Genomic DNA, 18,605 nt, shown 5'->3' on the forward strand with positions numbered 1-18,605 from the left:
GGGCGCTTTGGGGCATGAGTCGCCCAAGGACCGTCCAACACTCGACCGAGCCTGATGCGCTCCCGCCCGAAGAGGCGTCCACTGGCCATGGCACCAGTGGAACAAGAGGAGCTGGCATGAGTGAGATCGCAGACACCCCGGTACCCGTCGCCGCCGCGGTTCCCCGCGCCGTGTCCACCCCCGCCGTGCAGGTCGTGCACGAGGCGTACTCGTTCGCGTGCATGCGGTGCGGCTACGGCTGGGAGCAGGCGTACGAGATTGAGCACCGCGTCGACGGCGCGGGACGCCCGTTCGTCACCTACACGGCCAACCAGGAGCGGGTGCCCTCCCCGCTGTCGAACCCGACCTGCCTGAACTGCGGCGGGCACGTCGTACGGATCATGCGGGCGGGCCAGGTCTCCTCCGTGCTCGGGATGATCGACCAGCTCTACCACCACCCCGTCGCCCCCGGCATCGCCGGACCCGTCCCGGCGGGGCAGAACGTCCCCAGGGCCCCGAAGGCGCCCAAGCCCCCCAGGGCCCCGAAGCCACGCAAGGCCTCCCGGCTCCACGACGCCCCCGGACCGGTCGCCGTGGACGCCGCCGGCGAGCGCGGGGGACTGCTCGCCCGGCTGAAGGGGCTCTTCCGCCGGTCATAGGATCGGCCGCATGAGCACCGCTTCGAAGGACGCCCCGCCGCCGCTGCCCGAACCGCTGCGGGTGGCGGTGGCCGACTCGCACACCCACCTCGACATGCAGGCCGGCACCGTCGACGAAGGCCTCGCCAAGGCCGCGTCGGTGGGCGTGACCACGGTCGTCCAGGTGGGCTGCGACGTGAAGGGCTCCCGCTGGGCCGCCGAGACCGCGGCCCGGTACCCGAACGTCCACGCCGCGGTGGCACTTCACCCGAACGAAGCCCCCCGCATCGTCCACGGGGACCCCGACGGCTGGTCGCGGCAGGGCGCCCGGACCGGTGGCGGCGAGGCCGCGCTCGACGACGCGCTCGCCGAGATCGAGGCGCTCGCCGCGCTCGACCACGTGAAGGCGGTCGGCGAGACCGGACTGGACTACTTCCGGACCGGCCCGGAGGGGGCGGCCGCGCAGGAGCGTTCCTTCCGCGCCCACATCGAGATCGCCAAGCGGCAGGGCAAGGCCCTGGTCATCCACGACCGGGACGCCCACGCGGACGTGCTGCGCGTCCTGCGCGAGGAGGGCGCCCCCGAACGGACCGTCTTCCACTGCTACTCGGGGGACGCCGAGATGGCCCGCGCGTGCGCGGCCGCCGGGTACTACATGTCCTTCGCCGGGACCCTCACCTTCAAGAACGCCGCGCCGCTGCGCGAAGCCCTCGCCGTGGCCCCGCTGGAGCTGGTGCTCGTCGAGACGGACGCCCCCTATCTGACCCCGGCGCCGTACCGCGGACGGCCCAACGCGCCCTACCTCATTCCGCTGACCGTACGGGCGATGGCCGCCGTCCGGGGCCTCGGCGAGGACGCCATGGCCACCGCCCTGGCCGCCAACACGGCGCGCGCCTTCGCCTACTGACGCCGGCCGGACCCACCCCGCCGGACTGCCGGAACCCCGCACCGGACGCCCACTCGACCGCCACGCTGTGTGATCGGACAGCTTTGGAGCGTGACGCATCCTCCGTTAAGGTGCCGTGCCCGAACCAGCGGGGGCCGGACCAGTGGAGCGAGCGTCGTGAGCGATACGCAGGGCAGTCACCGCCGTGGCGGTCCCGTCCCGGAGGCGTACGAGGACGAGCCCCCGGGCGGGCCGGCCGACCCGTGGGATCCGGCGGAGGCGGACGCCCCGGCGGGGGCTGCGGCGGCCCCGGACGCCCCGGCGGGCCGCCGCCGGGGCCGCGGCCGCGAAGCCCCGGCCGCCGCCGTGACGCTCCCCGGCGCCGTGACCATCCCCGCCCCCGCCGGCGAACCGGGCACGGGCCGCCGCCGCGGAGCCGGGGAGCCCGCCGCGGCGTCGGCCGCCCCGTCCGGCTCCGGCAGACGCCGGGGCAGCGCCGCCGAGGCCGCGGGGCCGGGGGTCCTGCCCGCGCCCGCCGGACCCGGCCGGCGCCGGGGCGGCCGGCCCGACGTACCGATGGCCGGTTCCGGCTCCGGCCGCCGCCGGGGTCCCGCCGAGGCGGTGGCGGCCCCGTTCGCACCGGCGGTCCCCGCGCCGGTCGTCCCCGCCCCCGCGCCGGCTGTCCCCGCGCCCGCGCCGGCCGTCCCCGCGCCGCCGACCGCCGTGCCGGTCGGGGCTCCCGGCGCAGGCCGTCGGCGCGGCGCCCGTACGGCGGGGCCCTCCGCCTTCGGCGCGACCTGGCGGCGGATCGTCCCGCAGGCGCTGGTCGTCGCCTTCCTCGCCGGCGGCACCACCGCGTTCGTCGCCGCCGACAAGGCCGTACGCCTCACCGTCGACGGGGTCCCCCGCGACCTGCACACCTTCGCCGACGACATCGGCGAACTGCTCGCCTCCGAAGGCCTCGGCATCGGCCCCCACGACCTCGTCGCCCCCGCCCCCGGCGCCCACCTCGACGACGGCGAGGAGATCGTCGTCCGCTACGGCCGCCCGCTGCGCCTCACCCTCGACGGCCGGCAGCGCGAGGTGTGGACCACCGCCCGCACCGTCGAGGGCGCCCTGCGCCAGTTCGGCATCCGCGCCGAGGGCGCCTACCTCTCCGCTCCCCGCACCGCGCCGGTCCCGCGCGCCGGCCTCGCCCTCAGCGTCCGTACCGAGCGCAGCGTCACCTTCCTGGCCGACGGCCGCGAGCGCACGATCCGCACCAATGCCGCCACCGTCCGGGAGGCCCTCGACCAGGCCGGCATCACCCTGCGCGGCGAGGACACCACCTCCGTGCCCCCCACCGCCTTCCCGCGCGACGGCCAGACCGTCACCGTGCTCCGGATCACCGGGAGCCGCGAGGTCCGCGAGGAGCGCATCCCGTACGCGGTGGAGCGGGTCAAGGACCCCACCCTGTTCGCCGGCACCGAGGTCGTCGAGCGGTCCGGCCGGTCCGGAGCCCGCCGGGTCACGTACAGCCTGCGCACCGTCAACGGGGTCCGGCAGAAGCCCCGCCGGATCGCCGAGGAGACCGTCCGCGAGCCCGTCGGGCAGCTCGTCAAGGTGGGCACGAAGCCGCTGCCGACCTCGGTCGCCGGCGCGGACGGCCTCGACTGGGCGGCGCTGGCCCAGTGCGAGTCCGGCGGCCGCCCCTCCGCAACCGACCCCTCGGGCACCTACGGCGGCCTCTACCAGTTCGACGTCCGCACCTGGCAGGGGCTCGGCGGGAGCGGGCGCCCGCAGGACGCCTCGGGATCGGAGCAGACGTTCCGGGCCAAGAAGCTCTACGTCCAGCGGGGCGCGAGCCCCTGGCCCCACTGCGGCAGCAGACTGTAGGCCCGCCCCTTCCCCGTCCCTTCCCCGCCACCGGCGGGCACGCCGGGTCCGGCGCGGGACCGCCCGCTCGATCTGAGACGCTTTACCGGTGAGCACCGCAGAGCAGCAGCCCGAGAACCCCGAGACCCCCGCATCCGACTCCCTCCTCGGCCCCGCCGACATCCGGGAGCTGGCCGCGGCCCTCGGCGTACGCCCGACGAAGCAGAAGGGCCAGAACTTCGTCATCGACGCCAACACGGTCCGCCGGATCGTGCGCACCGCCGGGGTCCGCCCCGACGACGTGGTGGTCGAGGTCGGCCCGGGCCTGGGCTCGCTGACGCTCGCGCTGCTCGAAGCCGCGGACCGGGTCGTCGCGGTGGAGATCGACGACATCCTCGCGGCGGCGCTGCCCGCCACCATCGAGGCCCGCATGCCCGCGCGCCAGGACCGCTTCGCGCTGGTCCACTCCGACGCGATGCTGGTCACGGAGCTGCCCGGCCCGCCGCCCACCGCGCTCGTCGCGAACCTGCCGTACAACGTGGCCGTGCCCGTGCTGCTCACGATGCTCGACCGCTTCCCGAGCATCGAGCGGACCCTGGTCATGGTGCAGGCCGAGGTCGCCGACCGGCTCGCCGCCGAGCCCGGCAACAAGGTCTACGGAGTCCCCTCCGTGAAGGCCAACTGGTACGCGCACGTCAAGCGCGCCGGGTCCATCGGCCGCAAGGTCTTCTGGCCCGCGCCGAACGTCGACTCCGGCCTCGTCTCGCTCGTCCGCCGCACGGAGCCCGTCCAGACCACCGCCACCAAGGCCGAGGTCTTCGCGGTCGTGGACGCGGCCTTCGCCCAGCGCCGCAAGACGCTGCGCGCCGCCCTGGCCGGCTGGGCCGGTTCGGCGGCCGGCGCCGAGGCGGCCCTGGTCGCCGCCGGCGTCTCGCCGCAGGCGCGCGGGGAGTCGCTGACGGTGGAGGAGTTCGCGGCGATCGCCGAGCACAAGCCGGCGGTGCGGGAGCCCGTGCTGTGAGCGGCGCCGTGACCGTACGGGTCCCCGCGAAGGTCAACGTGCGCCTCGCGGTGGGCGCGGCCCGCCCCGACGGCTTCCACGACCTGGCCACCGTCTTCCTGGCAGTCTCCCTCTTCGACGAGGTGACGGCCACGGCGGCCGACGCGCTGACGGTGACCTGCGAGGGCCCCGACGCGCACAAGGTTCCGCTGGACCGCACGAACCTCGCGGCGCGCGCCGCCGAGATGCTGGCGGAGCGCGCCGGACTCGACCCGGCCGTCCACCTGCACATCGACAAGCGCATCCCGGTGGCGGGCGGCATGGCGGGCGGCAGCGCCGACGGCGCCGCGGCCCTGCTGGCCTGCGACGCCCTGTGGGGCCTGGACACCCCGCGCGCCGAACTCCTCGACATCTGCACGGCCCTGGGCAGCGACGTCCCGTTCAGCCTGGTGGGCGGCGCCGCGCTCGGCACCGGCCGCGGCGAGCTGCTGACCCCGGTGGACGCGGGCACCTTCCACTGGGTGTTCGCGGTCGCCGACGGCGGACTGTCCACCCCGGCCGTCTTCCGCGAGTTCGACCGCCTCGCCGCCGCCGCGGGTACGGAGGTCCCCGCGCCGGTCGCGTCGCCGGAGCTGCTGGCCGCCCTCGCGTCGGGCGACCCGGACGCGCTGGCCGCCACCCTGGCCAACGACCTGCAGCCCGCCGCCCTCTCGCTGCGGCCGCGGCTGGCCGGCGTACTGGCCGCGGGGGCCGATGCCGGAGCGCTGGCCGGGCTGGTCTCCGGATCGGGCCCGACCACGGCGTTCCTCGTCCGGGACGCGGAGGCCGCCGCCAAGGTCGCCGCCGGGCTCGACGCCTCCGGGACCTGCCGGGCCGCCCACGTGGCGTCCGGCCCGGCCCCCGGCGCCACGGTCCTCCCGGCCTGAACCCCGCTCACCCGGGGCTCCCTCGCCCCGGGTTCCCCCGCCCGGGGCCCCGGCAACGGGCCCCGGGGAGCGGCGGGCGGGCGTACCCAGGCCGGAACTGAGTACCCGTACCCTGTCGCGGGCCCCCGTCGGCGGCGATGTTGGGGCCATGACAGTCAGCTCCAGCACCGTGGCCGCCGCCACCCCCGCCACGCGGGACCGGTACGTCGACCTGCTCCGCGTCGCCTCCCTCGGCACCGTCGTGTGCGGGCACTGGCTCATGGCGGCCGTCAGCAGCGACGGCATGGGGAACCTGCTCGCCGTCGTGCCCGGGCTCCAGGTCCTCACCTGGGTGCTGCAGGTCATGCCCGTCTTCTTCTTCGTCGGCGGCTTCTCGCACGCCCTGTCCTACCGCTCCCTCGCCCGCCGGACGGACGGCGGCGTCTACGCGGACTTCCTGCGGGCCCGCCTCAGGCGGCTGCTGCGGCCCACCCTCGTGTTCGTCCTCGTCTGGGGCGCGGCCGCCCTCGCGCTCCAGCTCGCCGGCGCCGGCGGCGGGCGGCTGACCGGAGCCGCCCTGCGGCTGGTCACCCAGCCGCTGTGGTTCATCGGGATCTACCTCGCCATGGTCGCCTTCACCCCGCCGCTGCTGCGGCTCCACGAGCGCTTCGGCTGGGGCGCCTTCGCCGGGCTGGCCGGGGCCGCCGCCCTCGTCGACGTGCTGCGCTTCGCGCTGGGGGTCCCGTACGCGGAGTTCCTGAACTTCGCCTTCGTCTGGCTCGCCGTGCACCAGCTGGGCTTCCTGCGCGCCGACGGCCGCCTGGGCGGCCTGCGCCGGCCCGCCGCCCTGGCCGCCGCCGGACTCGGCGGAGCCGTGCTGCTCGTCGCGTACGGGCCGTACCCGCTCTCCATGGTCGGGATGCCCGGCGAGAAGGTGTCCAACATGGCGCCGCCCACCCTCGCCCTGCTCTGCCACGGCCTGTGGCTCGTCGGCGCCGTCCAGCTCCTCGCCGGGCCCGCCACCGCCCGGCTGCGCCGCCCGCGCGTCTGGCGCGGGGTCGTCGCCGCCAACGGGATCGCCATGACCGCCTTCCTCTGGCACCTCACCGCGATGCTGGGGGTGTACGCGGCCCAGCTCGCCCTGGGCCTCGCCCTCCCGGAGCCGGCCGGCGCGGACTGGTGGGCGCAGGTTCCCGTACGGATCGCCCTCGCGGCCCTGCTGACCGCGCTGCTCGTCGCGGTGTTCCGCCGCTTCGAGGCCCCGGCCCGGCCCGGTCCCGCCGTGGCCCCGGGGAGCACCCCGGCCGGTGGTGGGCCGGTGGCCGCCCTCGGCGTCACGCTCTGCCTCCTCGGCGTCCTCGGCCTGTCCATGACCGGCCTCGGGGGCCTGCTGGAGGGCCACAGCGCCACCCTGATCGCCGTCCCGGTCACCGCGCCCGCCGCGATCGGCATGACGCTCGGGGGCTGGCTCCTGGTGGAACGGTCGGGCCCGGCCCGGAGGGTTAGGCTGAGGGGCTGATCCACACCCCTTCCCTGGAGCGCGTCTGATGGCCGTCAATCTGGTCAATGTCGAGGCAGTCAGCAAGGTGTACGGCACACGTACCTTGCTCGACGGCATCTCCCTCGGCGTGTCCGAGGGGGACCGGATCGGCGTCGTCGGTCGCAACGGCGACGGGAAGACCACCCTCATCCGCATGATCGCCAAACTGGAGGAGCCCGACAGCGGACGGGTCACCCAGAACAGCGGCCTGCGCATGGGGGTCCTCACCCAGCACGACTCCCTCGACCCCGCGGCCACCGTCCGTCACGAGATCATCGGGGACATGGCCGACCACGAGTGGGCCGGCAACGCCAAGATCCGCGACGTGCTCACGGGCCTCTTCGGCGGGCTGGACCTGCCCGGCTTCGGTCAGGGCCTGGACACCGTCATCGGCCCGCTCTCCGGTGGCGAGCGCCGCCGGATCGCCCTGGCCCAGCTGCTCATCGCCGACCAGGACCTGCTGATCCTCGACGAGCCCACCAACCACCTCGACGTCGAGGGCATCTCCTGGCTCGCCAAGCACCTCCAGGAGCGCCGCTCCGCGCTCGTCTGCGTCACCCACGACCGCTGGTTCCTCGACCAGGTCTGCACCCGCATGTGGGACGTGCAGCGCGGCGACGTGCACGAGTACGAGGGCGGCTACAGCGACTACGTCTTCGCCCGCGCCGAGCGCGACCGCATCGCCGCCACCGAGGAGTCCAAGCGGCAGAACCTGATGCGCAAGGAGCTGGCCTGGCTGCGCCGCGGCGCCCCCGCCCGGACCTCGAAGCCCCGCTACCGCATCGAGGCCGCCAACGAGCTCATCGCCGACGTGCCGCCGCCCCGCGACACCTCCGAGCTGATGAAGTTCGCCAACGCCCGCCTCGGCAAGACGGTCTTCGACCTGGAGGACGTCACCGTCCAGGCCGGCCCGAAGACCCTCCTGGAGCACCTGACCTGGCACCTCGGCCCCGGCGACCGCGTCGGCCTGGTCGGCGTCAACGGCGCCGGCAAGACCTCCCTGCTGCGCGCCCTCGCCGAGGCCGCCCGCACCCAGGGCGAGGTCCAGCCCGCCCAGGGCAAGGTCACCGTGGGCAGGACCGTCAAGCTCGCCTACCTCTCCCAGGAGGTCGGCGAACTCGACCCCTCCCTGCGGGTGCTGGAAGCCGTCCAGCGGGTGCGCGACCGCGTCGACCTCGGCAAGGGCCGCGAGATGACGGCGGGCCAGCTGTGCGAGCAGTTCGGGTTCACCAAGGAGAAGCAGTGGACGCCCGTCGGCGACCTCTCCGGCGGCGAGCGGCGCCGGCTGCAGATCCTGCGCCTGCTGATGGACGAGCCGAACGTCCTCTTCCTCGACGAGCCCACCAACGACCTCGACATCGAGACCCTGACCCAGCTGGAGGACCTCCTCGACGGCTGGCCCGGCTCGATGATCGTGATCTCCCACGACCGGTTCTTCATCGAGCGCACCACCGACACGGTGATGGCCCTGCTCGGCGACGCCAGCCTGCGGATGCTGCCGCGCGGCCTGGACGAGTACCTGGAGCGCCGCCGGAAGATGATCGAGGCGGCCGCGCCGGCGCCCGCCCCCGCGTCCGCCGGGGTCAAGACGTCCGCCTCCGGCGATTCCCGCGCCGCGAAGAAGGAGCTCCAGAAGATCGAGCGGCAGCTGAACAAGCTCTCCGACCGCGAGAGCAGCCTGCACGCGCAGATCGCCGAGAACTCCACCGACTACGACAAGGTGGCCAAGCTCGACGCGGAGCTGAGGGAACTCCTCTCCGACCGCGACGACTTGGAGATGCGCTGGCTGGAGCTGGCGGAGGAGGCGTAGCCTCCGGCCGTCCTGCGGGCCGACTGGCCGGATAACGACGGCGTCACGGGCTGGTCCTCCCTTGGGAACAGGGGACGGACCGGCCCGGCATAAGGAAGGCGTGAGTGATAGAAAGGCATCCCCCACGACCTCCCCGAAGCCGAAAGCTGCGCTGATGACCGAGCCGCCCCAGCCGCCGAACCAGCCGCCGACACCTTCCGGTTACGGTCACCTGCCCGGTCCGCCCCAGCCCGGCTACGGAAATCCGCCGCAGGGCGCGAACCCGTACGCGCAGCAACCGCCGTACGGCCAGCCGCAGCCGCAGCCGCAGCCGCAGCCGCAGCAGCTCCCGCAGTACCCCCAGCAGCCGCCCCCGCCCGGCTACGCCTACCCGCCGCAGCCCCCGACCGTGCCCGCGGGACAGGCAGTCGGCGGCCCCGGCACCCCGCCGAGGAAGAAGGCGACCGTCCTGATCGCGGCCGCCGTCGCGGGCGTCCTCGTCCTCGGCACCGGCGCGTACTTCGCCTTCTTCGGCGACGGTGACGCGGACCCCAAGCAGCCCGTGGCGCAGGGGTCCACCCCCGCCGACCCCAAGCCCTCGGCCTCGGCCGAGGCCGACAAGGGCGACGGCGCCGGCAACGGCGGCGGGGAGGGCGACCTCAACGCCGGCCGGCAGCAGGGCGAGGACAAGGTCCTGTGGCTGAAGACCGCCAAGATCGACGGCCCCGGCATGGGAGTCGAGTCCGAGGGCCAGTGGGTCGTCGGCGACACCGTCGTCAAGAGCGTCTGGAAGTCCCTCACCGGCTACGGCGTCGCCGACGGCAAGGAGAAGTGGACGCTTCCCTTCCCCGCCGCGGTCTGCTCCGTCACCCCGCAGGCCACCGCCGACAACAAGACGGTCGTCATGTACCGGGAGAGCGAGGCGGAGTCCGCCGCCTGCACGCAGATGCGCGTGGTCGACCTCGCGTCGGGCAAGGAGGTCTGGTCCAAGGAGGTGCCCAAGGAGCAGCTCTTCGACATCTTCACCAGCCCGACCGTCGCCATCACCGGCGACACCGTGGCCATCAGCCGCGCCGGCACCGCCAGCGCCTTCAAGATCAGCAGCGGTGACAAGCTCTTCGCCAGCACCCAGGCCGAGGGCTGCAAGCCCAGCTCCTACGCGGCCGGCAACGGCAGGATGGTCGGCCTCGCCACCTGCCTCGACGAAGACAAGACCGCCGAGATCCAGGGCGCCGACCCGGTCACCGGCAAGCGCGGCTGGACGTACCGGGTCCCCAAGGGCTTCAAGGTCACCAGCGTCTACTCGCTGGACCCGCTCGTCGTCGACCTCGGCAACGAGGCGACGAAGGAACGCGTCATCACGGTGATCGGAGCCGACGGGAAGCAGGGACCCAACCTCTCCGCCGAGGGCAAGTTCCCGCTCGGCTGCGGGGACACCGGCATCTTCCGGTCCCTCTCCGTCTGCTCCTCCGCCGTCGTCGACGGCGGGGCCCTCTACCTCGCGACCGCCCCCGACGCCGCCGCGGGCAACGCCGTCGTCGCCTTCGACCTGTCCACCGGCAAGGAGAAGTGGCGCACCCCGGCCGGGGCCAAGCGCACCCTCACCCCGCTCAAGGCCGCCGGCGGCCAGCTCATCGCCTACCGCAAGGCCGAGTACGACAAGGGCGGCGAGATCCTCTCGGTCCCGGCCGGCGGCGCCACCCCCACCGCGCTCCTGCGCAACCCGTCGGGTGCGGCGGCTCCGGTCGAGAGCGCCTTCCACACCCCCAGGCTCGACTACGTCGACGGGCGGTTCTTCCTCTCCGTATCGCGCCTGCAGGCCCGGGGCAAGGACGAGAAGTTCCTGATGGTCTTCGGCAAGTGAACGCGTCCAACGAGCCGCCCACCGAGAGGCAGTAGCAACCGATGAGCACCCCGCCGCCCCCCAGCCAGCCGCCGTCCGGCGGCTTCGGAGCGCCGCAGGATCCCCCGCCGGGCGGATTCGGCGCGCCCGCCCAGCCGCCCGCGCCCCCGGCGCCCCCGCAGCAGCCCCCGGCCGGGTACGGATACCCGCAGCAGCAGCCCGGCCCCGGCACCCCGCCGCCGCCGTACGGCCAGCCGCCCACCGCCCCGCCGTACGGCCAGCCGCCCACCGTGCCGGTCCAGGCCGCCCGGCCCCCGGCCGGCGGCAACGACAAGCGCACCCAGCTGATGATCGTCGGCGCGGCCCTGCTCGCCATCGTCATGATCGTCGGAGGCGGCCTCTGGTACGTCTCCGGCGACGGCGGCGGCACCGGCGCAGAGCCCACCGCGAACGGCAGCCCCAGCGCGGGACCCGACGGCAAGCCCCAGGGCGCGCCCGGCTCCGAGAAGGTGCCCGGCAACCCCAAGTCGAAGCCGCTGTTCAACCAGCCGAGCCCGCAGCCGGCCGACATCGCCAACGTCGCCGGCTCCTGGCTGACCGACTCCACCTACGTCAAGTCCGACGTGGCCAAGGTGGTCGGCTACAACGTCGTCGACGGCGGCAAGAAGTGGGAGCTGCCCTTCCCGGGCGAGCTCTGCGGCGCCACCCGGCACGTCAGCGAGAACAAGACGGCCGTCCTGTTCAAGGCGACCATGCCCACGCCCGAGGCCAAGTACCCGCAGTGCACCGAGGTCGGCGTGATCGACCTGGAGACCGGCAAGCTCGTCTGGTCCGGCAACGCCAAGGGCGCCACCAGCGGCGACAAGCCCGTCGCCTACTACGAGGTCACCATCAGCGGCCAGACCGTCGCCGCCGCGGGCACCGCCGGCGGCGCCGCCTGGAACCTCGCAGACGGCAAGTCCCTGTGGCTGCCCAAGGTCGACGGCGAAGGCTGCCGCGACGCGGGATACGCGGGCGGCGAGGCCCTCGGCGTCATCCGCAAGTGCGGCCAGAGCTCCAGCCCGACCCTGCACGCGCAGCTCCTCGACCCGGCCACCGGCGCGCCCACGGCCTCGTACAAGCTCGCCCCGGGCATCGAGTACGCCGGCATCGTCTCCACCAAGCCCCTCATCGTCGGGGCCGACGTCGGCAAGACCGCCAAGAACGCCACCGGCGTCAGCGACCTCTTCGTCATCGCGCCCACGGGCGAGCTGAAGGCGCGCATCTCGCTCGCCGACGGCACGTTCGCCGGCAAGTGCGCGTCCACCGAGGTCGAGAAGTGCACCAACATGGTCGTCGGCAACGGCAAGATCTACGTGCCCTCCTACGAGCACCAGGGCGGCCAGTCCTCCAGCGGCCGCACCAACGAGCTGCTCTCCTTCGACCTGGAGACCGGCAAGCAGACCACCGACCGCGCCGACGCGGGCGACGGGTTCACGATGTTCCCGCTGCGCATGGACGGGTCGAACGTCATCGCCTACAAGGAGCCCCCGTACGACAAGGGCGGCCAGGTCGTCAGCATCGACGGGACGACCATGAAGGAGACCCTCCTCATGCAGAACCCGTCGGAGAAGGCGAGCCAGCGCATCGAGACGGCCTTCTCGCCCGAGTACTCCGAGTACCGCTACCACAACGGCAAGCTGTTCATCTCGCGCACGACGGCCCGCAAGCCGTACTCGGACAAGAGCGACCCCGAGTACCTCTTCGTCTCCTTCACGGCGAGCTGACCGCACCCGCGTCCCGGCCCCGCCGGACCCGCGCCGCCCCGGAGCCCCCGGAAGGTCCGCCTTCCGGGGGCTTCTGCGCGGTATCCCCCTCGCACCGTCGAACAAGCGTGTAGCTTGCCGGGTCAGAAGGGTCGGGGGTGGGTGCCTTCATGGGCGTACGGGTCGTGGTGGTCGACGAGCACCGCCTGCTGGCCGAGGCGCTCGCCTCGGCCCTGAAACTGCGCGGGCACCGGGTGCTCGCCGCGGCCGCCCCGGCCGCGGGCGCCGCCGAGCTGGTGATCAGCCGGGCCCCGGAGGTCTGCCTCTTCGGCACCGCCTCCCCGGCCGAGCCGGGCGTCTTCGAACCCGTGCTCCGCGTCAAGCGGGAGCGCCCGCAGATCGCCGTGGTCGTCCTCGGCCCGGTGCCCAGCCCGCGCGGGATCGCGGCCGCCTTCGCCGCCGGCGCCTCGGGGTACGTACGCCAGGACGAGCGGATCGAGGGCGTGGAGCGGGCCCTGGCCAAGGCGCGGGCCGGCGAGGTGGCGATCTCCCCGCAACTCCTCCAGGGCGCCTTCGCGGAACTCCTCAACCCGGCCGTCCAGCCCGACGACGAGGGCAGCCGGCTGCTGCGCCTGCTGACCCCGCGCGAGGTGGAGGTCCTGGTCCGGGTCGCCGAGGGCGAGGACACCAGGCTGATCGCGGCGGGGATGGAGATCGCGCCCAGCACCGCCCGCACGCACGTGCAGCGGGTGCTGATGAAGCTGGGCGTGGGGTCCCGCCTGGAGGCGGCGGCACTGGCCGCCCGTACCGGACTGCTGGACCGGGCGGCTTCGGCGCAGCCGCCCGCCGGAGCCCGCGGCTGAGCGGATCGGGCCGCCGATTTCCCTGCGGGCGTCCGATCGGGTAAGCCAGTCTCCAGCACGCGCACGCACCCAGCGCGCGTTTCCCCGCGAGAGGCAGTAGGCGAGTGAGCAAGTACCTGGTAACCGGTGGCGCCGGATACGTCGGCAGCGTGGTCGCTGCCCACCTCCTGGAGGCCGGCCACGAGGTCACCGTCCTCGACGACCTCAGCACGGGCTTCCGCGCGGGCGTCCCGGAGGGGGCCACCTTCATCGAAGGCCGGATCCAGGACGCCGCCGAGCACCTCGACGACTCCTACGAGGCGGTGCTGCACTTCGCGGCCTCCTCGCAGGTCGGCGAGTCGGTGGCGAACCCGGCCAAGTACTGGGAGAACAACGTCGGCGGCACCCTCGCGCTGCTGAACGCCATGCGCGGCGCCGGCTTGCGCAAGCTGGTCTTCTCCTCCACCGCCGCGACCTACGGAGAGCCGACGGAGGGCATGCTGACGGAGGCGTCCGTCACCGCGCCGACCAACCCGTACGGGGCCACGAAGCTCGCGGTGGACCACATGATCGCGGGGGAGTGCGCGGCGCACGGCCTGGCCGCCGTCTCCCTGCGCTACTTCAACGTGGCGGGCGCGTACGGGCGGTTCGGGGAGCGGCACGCCCCCGAGACCCACCTGATCCCGCTGGTCCTGCAGGTCGCGCTCGGCGAGCGGGAGTCGATCTCGGTGTTCGGCGAGGACTACCCGACCCCGGACGGCACCTGCGTGCGCGACTACATCCACGTCGCGGACCTCGCGGAGGCCCACCTGGCCGCGCTGGAGAACGCCACCGCCGGCGAGCACCTGATCTGCAACCTCGGCAACGGCAGCGGCTTCTCGGTCCGCGAGGTCGTCGAGACGGTCCGCAAGGTCACCGGCAAGGAGATCCCCGAGGTCGTCGCCCCGCGCCGGGCCGGAGACCCCGCCGTCCTGGTCGCCTCCGCCCGCACGGCCCACGAGCGCCTCGGCTGGACGCCGAACCGCTCGGACCTCACCGGCATCATCTCTGACGCGTGGAACTTCGCGCGCACGCACGCCTCCTGACCCACCGCCGCCGCCGGGCCCACCGGAACCCGCTGTCGCGCACGCCCTCCGCACCCTCGGGTGCGGGGGGCGTACGCGTGTGCGCCGAGCGCCGTGAGCGAGAGCTGTGCGCGGGCGCCCGGCGTGCACGCGCGGGGTGACATGCCCCCCGTGCAACTGCCCGCGGCACAGGCGGGGCCGGAAAGGGCCATCCGGACCTTCGGTGCAGTCGAATTCAAGCCATGACAAAGCCCGTTCGGAACGGCCGCGCGGGAAAATCCCTGGGAAAACTTCTGCAATTCGGCCAACTGCCGGCCGCCCCGGCCCTACGCTGTTGCGTGGCACCGGTGGGGGCCGGTGTTGATTCAGGGGTCGAGACAAGTCGGGTACGGCGTCCGGTCCGGGGTAGTGCAGAGGTGTCTCGGCGGCGGCCGTGACAGCTGCGGATCACCCGGTCCGGGCGCCGTACCCGCCGCCGTCCGTTCCCCTACCCTTGGGGGTTTTGTGGTTCGTATCCGGGTTCTCGTGGTCGACGATCACCGCATCTTCGCCGAATCGCTCGCAGCCGCGCTCGCGGCCGAGCCGGACGTGGACGTGTCCGCGGCCGGCAGCGGCCCCGCCGCGCTGCGCTGCCTCGAACGCGCGGTGGCCGAGGGCCGCCGCTTCGACGTCCTGCTGGTCGACGCCGATCTCGGCGCCGCGGCCGGGGCCGTACCCGCCCAGCGCGAGGCGGGTTCGGGACCGCCGCCGGGCGCCCCGGACGGGATCGCCCTGGTCGCGGGGGTGCGGGTGTCCCATCCCGGGGTCCGCACGGTGGTCCTTGCCGAGCGGGACGAACCCCGCCGGGCCGCCATGGCGTTGCAGGCGGGGGCCTCGGGCTGGGTGGCGAAGGACTGCTCCCTCTCGCGGCTGCTGGCCGTCGTCCGCGGCGTGCTGCGCGAGGAGACGCACCTCCCGCCCGCACTGCTCACGGGAGTGCTCCGCGAGCTGACCGCGGCCCGCAAGCACCGTACGGACAGCGAGCGGCTCGTGGAGTCGCTGACCCCGCGCGAGCACGAGGTGCTGCGCTGCATGGTGGCGGGGCTGGGGCGCAAGGACGTGGCGGCGCGGCTGTTCCTGTCCCCGCACACGGTCCGCACCCACATGCAGAACGTGCTGGGCAAACTCGGCGTGCACTCGACGCTCGCCGCGGTGGCACTGGCCAGGCGGGCCGGCGTACGTCCCGCGGAGCTAGCCGGGGACGTTGTCGAACGGAGCGGTCAACTGGCGTAGCAGCCCGGCGAGGTCGCCCCGCTGGCTCTGGGAGAGCTGGGCGAGGATCGCCCGCTCCTGGGCCAGCAGTCCGGCGAGGGCCTGGTCGGCGCGGTCCCGCCCCTCGGGGGTCAGCCGCACCAGGACCCCGCGGCGGTCGCTGGGGTCCGGGAGCCGCTCGACGAGGCCCTTCTTGGCGAGCCGGTCGATGCGGTTGGTCATGGTGCCGGAGGTGACCAGGGTCTGGGTCAGCAGCTGACCCGGGGAGAGCTGGTAGGGCGCGCCGGCGCGCCGCAGCGAGGTGAGGACGTCGAACTCCCACGGCTCCAGGCCGTGCTCGGAGAAAGCGAGCCGGCGGGCGCGGTCGAGGTGGCGCGCGAGCCTGCTGACGCGGCTCAGCACTTCGAGCGGTTCCACGTCGAGGTCAGGGCGCTCCCGCCGCCAAGCCGCGACCAATCGGTCGACCTCGTCCTCCATGCGGATCAGTGTAAGGCGTCTGTCGACGTGAAGTCTCTTCCCGTCATGTATCTCGATATCAAGTATCTTGACATCGAGATATAAACGGGTCGACCATGGGCAGGGAGGGGTCCGGAACCGCTTCCGCTTCCGACCACCCCGCCAGCAGGGAGGCTCGCACATGCATTCCGATACCGCGCAGGACCGGACCCCCACGGCCACCGCATCCTCCGCGCCCACCTGGGACCCCCAGCAGTACCTCCGGCACGCCGGGCACCGCGCCCGCCCGTTCGCAGACCTCCTGGCCCGGATACCCGAGCTGCCGGGCCGGCCCGCCCGCATCGCCGACCTCGGCTGCGGCCCCGGCAACGTCACCACCCTCCTCGCCGACCGCTGGCCCGACGCCCGCATCACCGGCTTCGACCTCTCCCCGGAGATGCTCCACCGCGCCACCGGGGAGTACGCCGGCCCCACCGCGGGCGGCGGCAGCCTCGACTTCCGGCACGGGGACCTGGCCTCCTGGCTCCCCGAGGAGCCGTACGACCTGATCGTCTCCAACGCCGCCCTGCAGTGGGTCCCGAGCCACCCCGCCTCCTTCGGGCCGTGGATCAACGGCCTGCGCCCCGGCGGCACCTTCGCCTTCCAGATCCCCGGCAACTTCACCGCCCCCAGCCACGCCCTGCTCGCCGAGATCTGCGACGCCCCCCGCTGGCGCTCCCGGCTCGCCGGGCACGGCGCCCACTACGTCCACCTCCTCGAACCCGCCGAGTACCTGGCCCGGCTGACCGAGCTCGGCTGCGCCGTCGAGGTCTGGGAGACCACGTACCTCCAGCTCCTCCAAGGCCCCGACCCGGTGCTCGACTGGGTCAAGGGCACCGCCCTGAGGCCCGTCCTCACCGCCCTCGGCGACGACCGGGACGCCGTCGACGCCCTGCTCGCCGAGTACCGGGACCGGCTGCGCGAGGCCTATCCGCCCGGCCCGCGCGGCACCGTCTTCCCGTTCCGCCGGATCTTCGCCGTGGCCCGCAAGGAGGCCTGACCGCACGACGGCGCCCCGCCGCCGGAGCCTTCCGGTGACGGGGCGCCGCCCGTGTCCGCCGTGCCCGCCCGCCCGCGGACGTCAGTTCTTGCGCCGGCCCACCAGCTGCGGCTTGGACTCCAGGCGGTCCAGCCCGTGCCAGGCCAGGTTCACCAGGTGCGCGGCGACCTCCGCCTTCGGCGGGCGGCGGACGTCCAGCCACCACTGCCCGGTCAGCGCCACCATCCCGACCAGCGCCTGCGCGTACAGCGGGGCCAGCTTCGGGTCGAAGCCCCGGGCCTTGAACTCCAGACCGAGGATGTCCTCCACCTGCGTGGCGATGTCGCTGATCAGCGACGCGAAGGTGCCCGTCGACTGCGCGACGGGGGAATCGCGCACCAGGATCCGGAACCCGTCCGTGTAGGACTCGATGTAGTCCAGCAGCGCGAACGCCGCCTGCTCCAGCAGCTCCCGCGGGTGCCCGGCCGTCAACGCGCCCGTCACCCCGTCCAGCAACTGGCGCATCTCCCGGTCCACGACGACCGCGTACAGGCCCTCCTTGCCGCCGAAGTGCTCGTACACCACCGGCTTGGACACCCCGGCCTTCGCCGCGATCTCCTCGACCGAGGTGCCCTCGAAGCCCTTCTCCGCGAACAGGGTCCGGCCGATGTCCAGCAGCTGCTGACGCCGCTCCGCGCCCGTCATCCGCACCCGGCGACCGCGCCGGGGCTTGTCGCTGCTGGAATTACCGCCGTCGATCGCCACACCCCCCATCATGCCGCGTTCGACTGGTTTTCCCTGCGCCGGGCGTCGATGCGGGCGGCGGACGGCCAGCGCACGTCCGTGGCCCAGCCCAGCTGCTCGAACCAGCGGATCAGCCGCGCACTGGAGTCGACCTGGCCGCGCAGCACCCCGTGCCGGGCCGAGGTCGGGTCGGCGTGGTGCAGGTTGTGCCAGGACTCACCGCAGGACAGCACCGCCAGCCACCACACGTTGCCCGAGCGGTCCCGGGACTTGAACGGCCGCTTGCCCACCGCGTGGCAGATCGAGTTGATCGACCACGTCACGTGGTGCAGCAGCGCCACGCGCACCAGCGAACCCCAGAAGAACGCCGTGAACGCGCCCCACCAGGACATCGTCACCAGGCCGCCCACCAGCGGCGGGATCGCCAGCGAGAACATCGTCCAGAAGATGAAGTCACGGGAGATCCGCCGGATCGCCGGATCCTTGATCAGGTCCGGGGCGTACTTCTGCTGGTCGGTCTGCTCCTCGTCGAAGAGCCACCCGATGTGCGCCCACCACAGGCCCTTCATCAGAGCGGGAAGCGTCTCGCCGAACCGCCACGGCGAATGCGGGTCGCCCTCGTGGTCCGAGAACTTGTGGTGCTTGCGGTGGTCCGCCACCCAGCGCACCAGCGGGCCCTCCACCGCCATGGACCCCATGACGGCCAGGGCGATCCGCAGCGGCCGCTTCGCCTTGAAGGAACCGTGCGTGAAGTAGCGGTGGAACCCGATGGTGATCCCGTGACACGCCAGGAAGTACATGAAGACCATCAGGCCGAGATCCAGCCAGCTCACCCCCCAGCCCCAGGCCAGCGGCACCGCCGCCAGCAGCGCCAGGAACGGGACGGTGATGAACAGCAGGAGGGCGATCTGCTCGACGGACCGCTTGTTCTCACCGCCGAGCGTCGCCGACGGCGAGGAGGTGTCGGAGGACGCCGAGGCGTCCTCGATCAGATCGGGACTGGTGGTCATGGGGGTCCCCTGGGGGTGAGGAGTCGGCGAGGGGGCACCAC

The 18,605-nt window shown here is 73.7% G+C and carries 16 protein-coding genes; 13 read left to right on the plus strand and 3 right to left on the minus strand.

Translation table 11 applies throughout. The features are described from left to right. Positions 1-116: 116 nt before the first annotated feature. The 12 genes from ACFWTC_RS07615 (at position 117) to ACFWTC_RS07670 (ending at position 15,357) form a co-directional block, all read left to right on the plus strand. Positions 117-638, plus strand: coding sequence for a hypothetical protein (locus ACFWTC_RS07615; protein WP_383922077.1), 522 nt, complete (start codon positions 117-119; stop codon positions 636-638). A gap of 10 nt (positions 639-648) precedes the next feature. Next, positions 649-1,524 carry a TatD family hydrolase gene (locus tag ACFWTC_RS07620; RefSeq protein ID WP_383922080.1) on the plus strand — a complete coding sequence of 292 codons (876 nt, stop codon included), beginning with the start codon at positions 649-651 and terminating at the stop codon, positions 1,522-1,524. A 555-nt stretch (positions 1,525-2,079) separates the two neighbouring features. Further along, positions 2,080-3,378, plus strand: a complete 1,299-nt coding sequence (locus tag ACFWTC_RS07625; protein WP_384027261.1) for a ubiquitin-like domain-containing protein — start codon at positions 2,080-2,082, stop codon at positions 3,376-3,378. 88 nt (positions 3,379-3,466) lie between these two features. Then, positions 3,467-4,378 carry a 16S rRNA (adenine(1518)-N(6)/adenine(1519)-N(6))-dimethyltransferase RsmA gene (rsmA, locus tag ACFWTC_RS07630; protein WP_383929579.1) on the plus strand — a complete coding sequence of 304 codons (912 nt, stop codon included), beginning with the start codon at positions 3,467-3,469 and terminating at the stop codon, positions 4,376-4,378. After that, a complete protein-coding gene (locus ACFWTC_RS07635; RefSeq protein ID WP_383929582.1) occupies positions 4,375-5,283 on the plus strand; it encodes a 4-(cytidine 5'-diphospho)-2-C-methyl-D-erythritol kinase in 909 nt (302 codons plus the stop codon). The genes rsmA and ACFWTC_RS07635 overlap by 4 nt, the downstream gene beginning before the upstream one ends. Positions 5,284-5,431: 148 nt before the next feature. Continuing rightward, on the plus strand, positions 5,432-6,781 hold the full coding sequence (locus ACFWTC_RS07640; protein ID WP_383929585.1) for an acyltransferase: 1,350 nt from the start codon (positions 5,432-5,434) through the stop codon (positions 6,779-6,781). A 28-nt stretch (positions 6,782-6,809) separates the two neighbouring features. Continuing rightward, positions 6,810-8,612 (plus strand): ABC-F family ATP-binding cassette domain-containing protein, encoded by a 1,803-nt coding sequence (locus tag ACFWTC_RS07645; RefSeq protein ID WP_383929588.1) that lies wholly within the window; start codon positions 6,810-6,812, stop codon positions 8,610-8,612. Between the two features lie 154 nt (positions 8,613-8,766). After that, complete coding sequence (locus ACFWTC_RS07650; protein ID WP_384027191.1) at positions 8,767-10,455, plus strand: PQQ-binding-like beta-propeller repeat protein; 1,689 nt, start codon at positions 8,767-8,769, stop codon at positions 10,453-10,455. Between the two features lie 41 nt (positions 10,456-10,496). Then, positions 10,497-12,200, plus strand: a complete 1,704-nt coding sequence (locus ACFWTC_RS07655; RefSeq protein WP_384027189.1) for a PQQ-binding-like beta-propeller repeat protein — start codon at positions 10,497-10,499, stop codon at positions 12,198-12,200. Between the two features lie 149 nt (positions 12,201-12,349). Then, positions 12,350-13,042 carry a response regulator transcription factor gene (locus tag ACFWTC_RS07660; protein WP_383929631.1) on the plus strand — a complete coding sequence of 231 codons (693 nt, stop codon included), beginning with the start codon at positions 12,350-12,352 and terminating at the stop codon, positions 13,040-13,042. A 104-nt stretch (positions 13,043-13,146) separates the two neighbouring features. Then, positions 13,147-14,106 (plus strand): UDP-glucose 4-epimerase GalE, encoded by a 960-nt coding sequence (gene galE, locus ACFWTC_RS07665; RefSeq protein WP_383929595.1) that lies wholly within the window; start codon positions 13,147-13,149, stop codon positions 14,104-14,106. A 483-nt stretch (positions 14,107-14,589) separates the two neighbouring features. After that, positions 14,590-15,357: a LuxR C-terminal-related transcriptional regulator gene (locus ACFWTC_RS07670; protein WP_383929598.1), complete on the plus strand. Its 768-nt coding sequence runs from the start codon at positions 14,590-14,592 to the stop codon at positions 15,355-15,357. Here the strand turns inward: ACFWTC_RS07670 and ACFWTC_RS07675 are convergent. Further along, positions 15,316-15,813: a MarR family winged helix-turn-helix transcriptional regulator gene (locus tag ACFWTC_RS07675; protein ID WP_383929601.1), complete on the minus strand. Its 498-nt coding sequence runs from the start codon at positions 15,811-15,813 to the stop codon at positions 15,316-15,318. The genes ACFWTC_RS07670 and ACFWTC_RS07675 overlap by 42 nt on opposite strands. Before the next feature lie 160 nt (positions 15,814-15,973). Between ACFWTC_RS07675 and ACFWTC_RS07680 the strand changes: the two genes are divergently transcribed. Continuing rightward, complete coding sequence (locus ACFWTC_RS07680; RefSeq protein WP_383929604.1) at positions 15,974-16,831, plus strand: trans-aconitate 2-methyltransferase; 858 nt, start codon at positions 15,974-15,976, stop codon at positions 16,829-16,831. 81 nt (positions 16,832-16,912) lie between these two features. Here the strand turns inward: ACFWTC_RS07680 and ACFWTC_RS07685 are convergent, their stop codons facing one another. Together ACFWTC_RS07685 and ACFWTC_RS07690 are read right to left on the minus strand one after the other, a co-directional pair. Then, positions 16,913-17,587, minus strand: a complete 675-nt coding sequence (locus ACFWTC_RS07685; RefSeq protein WP_383929607.1) for a TetR family transcriptional regulator — start codon at positions 17,585-17,587, stop codon at positions 16,913-16,915. Further along, positions 17,584-18,564, minus strand: a complete 981-nt coding sequence (locus tag ACFWTC_RS07690) for an acyl-CoA desaturase (protein WP_383929609.1) — start codon at positions 18,562-18,564, stop codon at positions 17,584-17,586. Before ACFWTC_RS07690 ends, ACFWTC_RS07685 begins: the two co-directional genes overlap by 4 nt. Positions 18,565-18,605: the final 41 nt, after the last annotated feature.

The organism is Streptomyces sp. NPDC058619 (genome assembly GCF_042717785.1).
In the GTDB taxonomy this organism is placed as follows: domain Bacteria; phylum Actinomycetota; class Actinomycetes; order Streptomycetales; family Streptomycetaceae; genus Streptomyces.